Origin of the sequence: Pantoea sp. GCM10028869 (genome assembly GCF_042666835.1) — a bacterium.
In the GTDB taxonomy this organism is placed as follows: domain Bacteria; phylum Pseudomonadota; class Gammaproteobacteria; order Enterobacterales; family Enterobacteriaceae; genus Pantoea; species Pantoea leporis.
The window spans coordinates 459,140-469,266 of record NZ_JBHTGO010000004.1; the positions used below are offsets into that span (position 1 = coordinate 459,140).

At 56.9% G+C, this 10,127-nt stretch carries 8 protein-coding genes and 1 riboswitch; of the genes, 3 read left to right on the top strand and 5 right to left on the bottom strand.

Annotated features, from left to right (window positions below):
• Positions 1-11: 11 nt before the first annotated feature.
• The gene (locus ACFQW4_RS13455; protein ID WP_377725763.1) at positions 12-1,409 is read right to left on the bottom strand and encodes an OprD family outer membrane porin; all 1,398 of its coding nucleotides are present in this window, start codon (positions 1,407-1,409) and stop codon (positions 12-14) included.
• A 266-nt stretch (positions 1,410-1,675) separates the two neighbouring features.
• Positions 1,676-1,771, top strand: a riboswitch (TPP riboswitch).
• Between the two features lie 33 nt (positions 1,772-1,804).
• Between ACFQW4_RS13455 and thiM the strand changes: the two genes are divergently transcribed.
• The 3 genes from thiM to fbaB all read left to right on the top strand — a co-directional run bounded on the left by thiM (position 1,805) and on the right by fbaB (position 4,587).
• Positions 1,805-2,590: a hydroxyethylthiazole kinase gene (gene thiM / locus ACFQW4_RS13460; RefSeq protein WP_101763336.1), complete on the top strand. Its 786-nt coding sequence runs from the start codon at positions 1,805-1,807 to the stop codon at positions 2,588-2,590.
• Positions 2,587-3,387 carry a bifunctional hydroxymethylpyrimidine kinase/phosphomethylpyrimidine kinase gene (gene thiD / locus ACFQW4_RS13465; protein ID WP_377725767.1) on the top strand — a complete coding sequence of 267 codons (801 nt, stop codon included), beginning with the start codon at positions 2,587-2,589 and terminating at the stop codon, positions 3,385-3,387. Before thiM ends, thiD begins: the two co-directional genes overlap by 4 nt.
• A 147-nt stretch (positions 3,388-3,534) precedes the next feature.
• On the top strand, positions 3,535-4,587 hold the full coding sequence (gene fbaB, locus ACFQW4_RS13470; RefSeq protein ID WP_192233358.1) for a class I fructose-bisphosphate aldolase: 1,053 nt from the start codon (positions 3,535-3,537) through the stop codon (positions 4,585-4,587).
• A gap of 192 nt (positions 4,588-4,779) precedes the next feature.
• Here the strand turns inward: fbaB and ACFQW4_RS13475 are convergent, their stop codons facing one another.
• The 4 genes from ACFQW4_RS13475 to ACFQW4_RS13490 all read right to left on the bottom strand — a co-directional run bounded on the left by ACFQW4_RS13475 (position 4,780) and on the right by ACFQW4_RS13490 (position 9,448).
• A complete protein-coding gene (locus tag ACFQW4_RS13475; protein WP_210081979.1) occupies positions 4,780-5,466 on the bottom strand; it encodes a GntR family transcriptional regulator in 687 nt (228 codons plus the stop codon).
• A 98-nt stretch (positions 5,467-5,564) separates the two neighbouring features.
• On the bottom strand, positions 5,565-7,025 hold the full coding sequence (locus ACFQW4_RS13480; RefSeq protein WP_377725771.1) for a mannitol dehydrogenase family protein: 1,461 nt from the start codon (positions 7,023-7,025) through the stop codon (positions 5,565-5,567).
• A 44-nt stretch (positions 7,026-7,069) separates the two neighbouring features.
• Positions 7,070-8,353: an MFS transporter gene (locus ACFQW4_RS13485; RefSeq protein ID WP_101763341.1), complete on the bottom strand. Its 1,284-nt coding sequence runs from the start codon at positions 8,351-8,353 to the stop codon at positions 7,070-7,072.
• A gap of 84 nt (positions 8,354-8,437) precedes the next feature.
• The gene (locus tag ACFQW4_RS13490; RefSeq protein WP_377725857.1) at positions 8,438-9,448 is read right to left on the bottom strand and encodes a Zn-dependent oxidoreductase; all 1,011 of its coding nucleotides are present in this window, start codon (positions 9,446-9,448) and stop codon (positions 8,438-8,440) included.
• Between the last annotated feature and the right edge of the window lie 679 nt (positions 9,449-10,127).

Sequence of the window (10,127 nt, forward strand, 5' to 3'; positions counted from 1 at the left end):
CCAGATCGGGGTCAAAACAGGGTGAATGGCGCGACGACCATAAATTTGATGTCTTTCTCGTCCTGGAAGATGTTGCCGTAGCCGCCGCTATAGCTGGGAAGATCGCTGTGATTGTCGTAGCGGGTGTAGTGCAGTTTGAATTGGGTGTCTTTGGCGCGGCCTTGCTGGATGGTGTAAACCAGGTCGAGGCTCCACGCTGATTCTTTCAGGCGCTGATTTTGGTCGTAGAGGGGATTGGTGGAAGGCTTCGCGTCCCAACCGTAGGCGTACGATGTACCGACTTGCCAGCCAGGTAATTGCCAGTGTCCCAGATCCACCATCACACCGGCGAAGAGCGCTTTCTCACCGTTGGCATTCCAGTCTGAGCGTGAATCCCACCACACGTCCATGCGGCCATTCGAGCTGGCGTAAGACGGCGTCATACGTTGCAGGAAGAAGCCCTGATTACCCTCGGCTTTTACCCATGTGCCTTCGAGGCGGAAATCGAACGCGCCGAGCGTGTAGCCGAACGTCAGCGCCTGCAGCCACGCGAGACCATCGTAAACATCGTTGATCTGGCCAACGCCGCTGTTGTCACGATCCTTCGCGCCATAAAACTGATAACTGGTGCGCAACGGTGCATCGGCCAGCGGCAGCTGATAAGAGGCTTTGGCGAAATACTGATCCATGTAATTCGCCGCCTGGCCGTAGGCACCTTCCAGCACCAGCGCGTTTTTAAAATCGTATTTGGCACCAAAGGATTGCAGCCACGGAATCTCCGTCACGCCATCGGCTTTACGGAAGTTGTACATGTCGCGATACCACGGCGCTTTGTATTCGTCAGTCCACATCCAGGAGACGGAAAGGGCGCCGGCGTCGCTAAAATCAAAGGTGGTGCCGGCCTCAACGCCGCGATAGGTGCCGGGCAGGAAGCTCCAGTGCGGTGCCAGCAGCGTCTGCCCGGTGGGCTGCAGATAGCCTACGCGCAGCCAGTTATCCTGCCATTTTGCCTTGATGGCGGCTTTATAGAGACTTAAGCCGCTCTTATCTCCGCTCCAGTCCTCATCCCAGCGCGTACGGGCATTGCTGAAACCAATTTCATTCGGTGCCGCCGGGCCGCCGTTGCTTAACTCCAGCGCGCCAAACGCTGCCAGATCGAGGCCGATCACCTCGCCGGCGTAACCGGATGAGAAGTCGAGATTGGCATTCGCAGAGGCGTGATGCAGATTGGCATCATACTGACCGTACGAGCCTTTTTGCGGATCCATCTCTTTGCGATCGCGCTGGCGTTGCCAGTAAAACAGATTGCCAGAGAGAGTGGCGTCTTCGACAAAACCCACGGCGTGGGCGGAGGGAACCGGCACAAAAGTGCCGGCAAACAGGGCAGAGACAATGGCCGCAGAGAGCGGCGCGCGTGGAATCCGACGCATAGCAAATCCTCCGTGATGCTTCCATAAACAATTAACAAATCCGTATTGTTTCGTCATGAAACAAGTTGCCGGGGATGCTATTTTTCGCGACGCGAATTATCAATGGGATTTATTACAAAGTATGACGCAGCACGCAAAAAAGCGTCGTTTTAAGGCGTTTTATCAATAAGTTACATGAATGTGTAATTTGTTACTTTGTGAGCCAGATTCCAGGAAAGCGGCGTTTACTTGCTTTACCCCAACTTGTTCCCTATGCTCGCCAACGTAGTTTTGACTCGGGGTGCCCCTTTAATACAGGGCTGAGATACACCCGCCGACCTGATCTGGATAATGCCAGCGTAGGGAAGTCAGATGCCTGACCGCATTCGCCTTCTTGATCGCCGGTTGGGAGCCTTATGAAACAGCCTGACCTTCTTTCCCCCGCGCAACTCGCGCACTCTCTGCAACTGCTGCGTCAGCAAGCGCCGCTGGTGCACTGCATGACCAATGACGTGGTGCAAACCTTTACTGCCAACGTGCTGCTGGCACTGCAAGCTTCGCCCGCGATGGTGATCGATCCTGAAGAAGCGGCGCAGTTTGCCGGTTTTGCCGATGCGTTGTTGATAAACGTAGGTACGCTGACGCGCGACCGTCGTGATGCGATGTGGGCGGCGGTGCAAGCGGCGCAAACCGCAGGCACGCCGTGGACGCTGGATCCGGTGGCGGTCGGCGCACTAACGCTGCGCACCGCATTCGGCCAACAGTTACTGAGCCTGCAACCGGCGGCGATTCGCGGTAACGCTTCAGAAATTCTCGCCTTGGCGCAACAGGCTAGCGGCGGACGCGGTGTCGACAGTCTGCATCAGGCCGATGCCGCGTTAAGCGCTGCCCAGCAGCTGGCGCGTGATTACCACACCGTTGTGGCGGTGACCGGTGAAGTGGATTATGTCACTGACGGCGTGCAGACATTCGCCATCCCCGGCGGCAGCCCGCTGATGACGCGCGTGGTTGGCACCGGCTGCGCGTTGACGGCGGTGGTTGCCGCCTGCACCAGCTTGCCGGGCGATCGCCTGCAGCATGTCGCTGCGGCCTGCCGCGTGATGTCGCTGGCGGGTGAGCAGACAGCGCGCCAGGTCGCCGGGCCAGGCAGCTTTGCCGCTGCTTTCCTCGATACGCTGTGGACGCTGGAGGTCGAGGCATGAAACGCATCAATGCATTGACCATTGCTGGCACCGATCCGAGCGGCGGCGCAGGTATTCAGGCCGACCTCAAAGCTTTCTCCGCGCTGGGCGCGTATGGCACCAGCGTCATCACCGCGCTGGTGGCGCAGAACACCTGCGGCGTGCAGTCGGTGTATCGGATCGAACCTGATTTTATTGGCGCACAGCTCGATTCGGTGCTGAATGATGTGCGCATTGATGCTGCGAAGATTGGCATGCTGTCAGAAACCGCGATTGTCGAGGTGGTCGCCGAGCGGCTGAAACGGGCCAGCCTGCCGTTTGTGGTGCTGGATACGGTGATGATTGCCAAAAGTGGCGATGCGCTGCTGTCGCCGGATGCGGTGGCCAGCGTGCGCGAATTGCTGCTGCCGCAGGTATCGCTGATCACACCAAACCTGCCGGAAGCCGCCGCGCTGCTGGGACGCGCGATGGCGCAGGATGAGAAAACCATGTTGCAGCAGGGCGATGCGCTGCTCGATCTTGGCTGCGAAGCGGTGCTGATGAAGGGCGGACACCTTAGCGATGCCGAAAGCCCGGACTGGCTGATTACCCGCGACGGACGTCAGCGCTTTACCGCGCCGCGCGTCAATACGCGCCACACGCACGGCACCGGATGCTCGCTTTCAGCCGCGCTGGCGGCGTTGCGTCCGCGCCATGATAGCTGGGCAGCGACGGTCGCTGAAGCCAAGGCGTGGCTGCAACAGGCGTTGCTGCACGCCGATTCGCTGGAGGTCGGTAAAGGCATTGGGCCGGTGCACCATTTCCATCAATGGTGGTAGGGCGTAACGCCAGATTGCCGCTTTTTCACTGCGCATCCGTCTGAAAAATGGAGTCAGCAATTTGCCAGCCTGGCGCTTTCCGGTCCAGCCTGTTGGGGGCGAATCGGCAACGGCCGGTTCCAATCCAGCCATTTATCAGGAGCGAACATGACGGACATCGTACAGTTATTGGGCAAAGAGGCGGATAGCCTTCTTCAACATCGCTGCATGACCATTCCAGCGGATAGCCTCTATTTACCCGGCGCGGATTATGTTGATCGCGTGATGATCGACAACAATCGTTCTCCTGCCGTACTGCGCAACATGCAAACGCTATACAACACCGGACGTTTAGCCGGCACCGGCTATTTGTCGATTTTGCCGGTCGATCAGGGCGTTGAGCACTCGGCGGGCGCATCCTTTGCGGCCAATCCAGCTTATTTTGATCCAAAAAACATTGTTGAGCTGGCGATTGAAGCCGGCTGTAACTGCGTCGCCTCTACCTACGGCGTGCTGGCTTCGGTTTCTCGTCGCTACGCGCACCGCATTCCGTTTATGGTGAAGCTAAACCACAACGAAACGCTGAGCTATCCGACGCAATACGATCAGACGTTGTACGCCAGCGTGGAACAGGCCTTTAATCTGGGCGCGGTGGCGGTTGGCGCCACCATCTACTTCGGTTCTGAACAATCACGTCGCCAGATTGAAGAGATCTCGGCGGCCTTTGAACGTGCGCACGAGCTGGGCATGGTGACGGTGCTGTGGGCCTATCTGCGTAATGATGCGTTCAAGAAAGAGGGCGTCGATTACCACGCCAGCGCCGATTTAACCGGCCAGGCCAACCATCTGGCGGCGACCATCGGTGCGGATATCGTCAAGCAGAAGATGGCGGAGAATAACGGCGGCTATAACGCGGTGAAGTTTGGTCACACCGATGAGCGCGTCTACAGCAAGCTGACGACGGAAAACCCGATTGATTTGGTGCGTTACCAGTTGGCGAACTGCTATATGGGACGCGCAGGTTTGATCAATTCCGGCGGCGCTTCTGCGGGCGAAACGGATATCGCGGAGTCAGTGCGTACGGCGGTGATCAATAAGCGTGCCGGCGGCATGGGGCTGATTCTGGGGCGCAAGGCGTTTAAGAAGACGTTGAAAGAGGGCGTGCAGCTGATTAATGCGGTGCAGGATGTGTATTTGTCGAAGGATGTGACGATTGCTTGATTGAGTGGGGGCTGTGCTGATTTTCCCCCTCCTCGGTCCTCCTTAATAAGTGCGTGCTGTCCCCCTCCTCGGTCCTCCCCCATGGATGGGGGAGGAAGATGCTGCCATATGTCAGTGTTAAAGCTGCATGTGGCAGCATCTCCTTCCCCCGCTCGCGGGGGAAGGCCGGGATGGGGGACAGCGAGCACTAAATCAAGGCGCCTCAAACCACTCACTATTACGCTCGGCAATCGGCGTAATGGTCAAAATCATCTCCTGCAGATGACGGCGCATCGCGCTTTCAGCTGCCTCAACATCATGCGCTTTCAAGGCGTTATAGATATCTTCATGCTGCTGAATCAAACGCTCCGGCGGTGACACTTCGCTCAGGGTCAGAAAGCGCACGCGGTCCATGGTAGCTTTGATGTTCTCCACCGTTTCCCACGCCAGCAGGCAATTAATCCCTTCAGCAATTAAGCGGTGAAACTCATCGTCCAGCCCCAGGAAAGCCTGGCTGTCATGACGTTCAGCGGCGAGACGCTGCAGCTGCAGGTTATGCTCCAGCGCCATCAATCCGGTCGCACCCATCTCCTGCGCGGCGCGGCGAACCACGGCGATCTCTACCGCTTCACGGATAAAGCGACCGTCGGCCACGCGCTGAGCGGAGATTTTGCGCACGAAGGTGCCGCGCTGCGGTAGCACCTGCACCAGTCCGGCTTCCGCCAGCTTGATAAAGGCTTCACGTACCGGCTGACGTGACACGTTAAAACGCGCCGACACTTCCTTCTCCGACAGCAGCGAGCCCGGATGAATAACGCAGGTCACAATATCTTTGCGCAGATAACGATAGATCTGCTGATTTACCGGTTCGCTGGTGGTTATGGTATAGGCAGTCGACATGCAGCAATATCCGTATTACGGCTGGCATCTGCCAGCCCGTTAAGAAAGGTTCAGTCTAATCAGCACGCTGCGTCTGCGCTACACATTTGTGCAGGCGCTTAGCCTTGTGTGACGAGGCTTTGAACGGTGGCGCGCGCGCCCTGTTTAACCAGTTGCTGATAGAGTTCAGTCACGCGTGAGATAAAGGCGGGCTGCTGCTGCAGATCGTCACCGAACACGGCGTTGAGGCTGAGCAACGCCTTAACACGTGGCGCACCGTCCTCACTGTTGCCCACAATCTCCGCCAGCTGATCTTTCAGCGGATCGCGAATCTCAATGGCCTGACCTTGCTCATCCACACCGCTGACATAGCGCATCCAGCCCGCCACACCCAGCAACACGAAATCGCACGAGGTGCCATTGCGCAGATGCCAGCGCGCGCTATCCAGCAGGCGCTGCGGCAGTTTTTGCGTGCCATCGGTGGCGATTTGATAGGTACGATGTTTGATGGCGCGATTCTCGTAACGCGCAATCAGGGAATCAGCGTAGGCTTCGAGATCGACGCCCTGCGTGCGCAGCGTCGGCGCCTGATCCTGCAACATCAACGCGCGCGCCGCCGCACGATAGCTGGCATCCGCCATGCAATCGCTGATGTGTTCATAACCGGCGAGAAAACCGAGATACGCGAGGAACGAGTGGCTGCCGTTGAGCATCCGCAGCTTCATCTCTTCGAACGGCAGCACATCGCTGACCAACTCAGCGCCCGCGTTTTCCCACGCCGGACGTCCGTTAACGAAGTTATCTTCGATGACCCACTGGAAAAACGGTTCGGCTTCAACCGCCACCGGATCGCGGCTGCCCAAACGTTCCGCCAGCGTGTCGAACGCGGCATCGGTCATGGCCGGGACGATGCGATCAACCATGGTCGAAGGGAAAGTAATGTGCGCCTGGATATACTCCGCCAGCGCAGGGTTGTGGCGCGCGGCCAACTGGGTGATCACGTTGCGCGTGACATGACCGTTCTCTGGCATATTGTCGCAGGACATCACGCTAAACGGCGGCAGATTGCGTTCGCGGCGGCGGATAATGGCCGCCAGAATCAAGCCGGGCAGCGAACGTGGCTCACCAGGATGAGCGAGGTCGTGCACAATATCGGGATGATCGGGATTGAGCTTGCCGCTCGACGGCATGTAGCAATAACCTTTCTCGGTTACGGTCATCGAGACAATCGCCACGTCCGGCTGGCTCATCGCCTCGATCACCGCCTCAATGCCGTCGCCTTTGCCATGCAGCGCTTGCGTCACCACGCCAATCACCCGCGTGTGTAATCTCTCATCCGCCATTTCGGTTAGCGTGTAGAGCAGATCCTGCTGACGCAGCGCCTGAATCAGCGTGCCGCTGTTGAGATTCACCTCGCAATAACCCCAGTCGCTGCCCTGAGCGGCCAGCTTATCGGTCGCCAGCGCCTGATGCGCGCGGTGGAAGGCGCCAAAGCCGATGTGCACCATGCGGGTCTTGAGTTGGCTACGATCGTAAGCGGGGCGTTGGACATCAGCGGGGAGGCGTTCAAGCTCTAACATAGTCATTCCTTTTAGCAAATGGGGCGCTCAGCGCCCCATGAGAATTACACTGAAACCGGTTTATTGGTGGCTTTAGGTTCACGAATCACCAGCAGTACCAGCAGCGCGCCGACGCCAGCCACCGCACCTGCGAGGATAAAGGCGCTGTCAAACTTACCGGAGTGCTGCACGATGAAGCCAGTCACCACCGGGCCGATCACACCGGACAAGCTACCAATCAGATGGATAAAGCCACTGATGCTGCCGACACGGCTTTTGTGCACCACGTCCTGCACAATCGCCCAGTAAATTGCGCCGGTGATGTAGAGGAAGAAGATCGAGATCGACATCATGATCACCGCCGAGTTGACCTCTTTTATCGTACCTGCCAGCGCCACGCAAATCGCCGCGGCGGTAAGTGAAACCACCAGCACAATTTTTCGTGAAAGCAGCAGCTTGCCGGTGATGTTGAAAATCTTATCGGAGATCCAGCCACCCAGCGCCAGGCCCACGAAGCCAACAATCCACGGGATCATGGTGGTGATGCTCATCGCTTTGATATCGAGGCCGTGCGCCTGCACCAGATACGCCGGGAACCAGCTCAGGAAGAAGAACAGAATGTAGTTGTAGCAGAAGAAGGCAAAGGCGGTGACCAGAATGATCGGCTGGCGCAGATAAAAGCCTAAACCATGCGCGGCGCCGCTTGAGTCGATCACGTCGGCCGGTTCTTCGGCTTTCAGTTTTTCTACTAAGGCACGCTCTTCTGCCGATACGCGCTTACTTTTCGCCGGATTATCTGACGCGAAGAAGAACCACAGCGCCAGCCAGACGAAGCCAATCGCGGCGATCACTACAAATGCCGGACGCCAGCCGAACGACAGCGCCAGATAGCCAACAATCGGACCGGCAACCGCGCCACCCAGCGGTGAACCCGAGCTGAGTAAGCCCATTGCGGTGGCGGCCTGTTTTTTCGGGAACCAGCCGTTAATGGCTTTGTTCGCTGAGGCAGAGATGGGGCCTTCCGCCATGCCAAACAGCACGCGCAGAATCATCATCGACCAGAAGCCAGTCGCCATCGCGGTCAGGCCGCAGAACAGCGACCACATGCCAACGGCGGTGCCGAGCACGATGGTCGGGCCAAATTTATCCGTCGCCAGGCCACCGATGAAGTTAAACAGGGCATAACCGAAGAAGAAGCTGCCGAAAATCATGCCGAACTGCTCGGCGTTGATCATCAGGTCTTTTTCCACCAGCGGTACCGTCAAAGAGAGGGCGATACGATCAAGGTAGTTGATCATAAACACCAGGAACAACAGCAGTACGAGGGTCCAGCGCAGGTTCTTAAACATAGAAACTCCGTCATCGTCATTTTTTATAGTAATAATGCCGGCGGGTAAGGGACCGGCATGGGGACACCTGGTGTGCGGGTTAACTTAACCCATTTGTAGGATCACTTTGCAGCAGGTGCGGGGATCTTTTTCGAACAGCGTCATGGCTTGCTCAACGTCTGCCAGCGGGAAATAGTGCGTCACCAGTTTCTCCGGCTGGATTTGGCCTTGCTCAATCCACTCAATCACCTGCGGGAAGCGATTGCTGTTGAGACGCGAGGTGAACAGCGACAGCTCTTTACTGGTGAGACTTTGCTGCGTGATGCTGCACGGCTCGCCAGAAAAACCCAGCAGGCCGATACGCGCCGCCGGTGAGGCGATGGCGGCGGCTTCTGCCAGGATCGAAGGGTGACAGGCGGCGTCGATAATCAGCGTTGGCTGCACGCCTTCCAGCTGCGCGGCGAGTGGAATTTCGCTGTTGTTGAACACCTGATCGGCACCGTTTTCCTGCGCCAGCGACAGCCGTTCTGGCAGACGATCAACCACTAATACCTGTTCAACGCCATACACGCCTTTCAGCACCTGAATGGCGGTGAGGCCCATTGGCCCGGCACCGTAAATCAGCGCCACATCGTTTGGCTGTGGTTTGAGGAAGGCGGTGATATTGGCCGCGATGGTGAAAGGTTCGACCATGCTGGCGAGTTTGTCGGGAACGCTATCCGGCAGGCGGAAGGCGTTTTTTGCTGGCGCCACGGCATATTCGCTAAAGCCACCGTCGCGGTGCACGCCAATCACCTGTAGCGCTGTGCAGACGTTCGGGCGTCCAATCGAGCAGGGATAGCAGTGACCGCAGCTGACGACCGGATCGACCGCCACACGTTCGCCAATGCGGCTGGCGGCAACGTCATCGCCGACCGCATCAATCAGGCCGAAGAATTCGTGACCAATCACGCGCGGATATTTAGCGAAAGGATTGTGACCGTGCCAGATATGCACGTCGGAACCGCAGATGCTGGCAAATTGCACCTTCACGCGTACTTCACCGGCAGCGGGTTGCGGCAGCGGACGCTCTGCCACTACCAGTTCACCCGGTTGCTCAATCACTACACTTTTCATCATTAACTCCAACGGGAATGCAATGATGAAAAAATACGCGCACTAATACTACCATACAAGTCGGCGTTAAAGAGTTGTGAAGAGAATCACAGAGGAACAGTTACGTAGGGGCGCCATTCATGGCGACCAGGGAATCACGGCCACCCTAAATGGCGACGCTGAAATGACAAAAACCCGCTCAGGTTTCCCTGAGCGGGTTTTTTAAATTTGGCTCCTCTGACTGGGATCGCCTTTGCCAGCAAGTGGCTAATAAGTAAGCTAAACCTGAATTCACTTGTTGTCAAGACCACCAGAATGACCACCATTTTTCTTGGCTTTTCCTTCCGGCACGCAGGTCCAGTATTATGGCCTGTATGCTATATGGCTAACTAACTCCTGGAAGCGAAGCGTTATTGATGCTTCAATCAGCCTTACTGACTTAGGATCTGGTGACGGCCTTGTTGCAGGCATAGATTGTGGAATTTTAGACTCACTCCTTACATAACAGCGGAAGCCGGGGAATACACTCAGGCATTCGTTATGTATGTTGCACGTTTACAGCCTCATCACAAATCACATCAAAAACGTATCTTTAGGTACGACAAGTACAACCGCAGATATGGATTTCAACCATATAAAAAATATGGGCTTAAGCTTCTGACATTTGCATAATGTCAGGTAAAATAAGCACGTAACTACC

Excerpts from the sequence above, each read along its gene's own strand:
- ACFQW4_RS13455 (WP_377725763.1), bottom strand. The coding sequence starts at position 1,409 with ATGCGTCGGATTCCACGCGCGCCGCTCTCTGCGGCCATTGTCTCTGCC.
- thiM (WP_101763336.1), top strand. The coding sequence starts at position 1,805 with ATGAAACAGCCTGACCTTCTTTCCCCCGCGCAACTCGCGCACTCTCTG.
- thiD (WP_377725767.1), top strand. The coding sequence starts at position 2,587 with ATGAAACGCATCAATGCATTGACCATTGCTGGCACCGATCCGAGCGGC.
- fbaB (WP_192233358.1), top strand. The coding sequence starts at position 3,535 with ATGACGGACATCGTACAGTTATTGGGCAAAGAGGCGGATAGCCTTCTT.
- ACFQW4_RS13475 (WP_210081979.1), bottom strand. The coding sequence starts at position 5,466 with ATGTCGACTGCCTATACCATAACCACCAGCGAACCGGTAAATCAGCAG.
- ACFQW4_RS13480 (WP_377725771.1), bottom strand. The coding sequence starts at position 7,025 with ATGTTAGAGCTTGAACGCCTCCCCGCTGATGTCCAACGCCCCGCTTAC.
- ACFQW4_RS13485 (WP_101763341.1), bottom strand. The coding sequence starts at position 8,353 with ATGTTTAAGAACCTGCGCTGGACCCTCGTACTGCTGTTGTTCCTGGTG.
- ACFQW4_RS13490 (WP_377725857.1), bottom strand. The coding sequence starts at position 9,448 with ATGAAAAGTGTAGTGATTGAGCAACCGGGTGAACTGGTAGTGGCAGAG.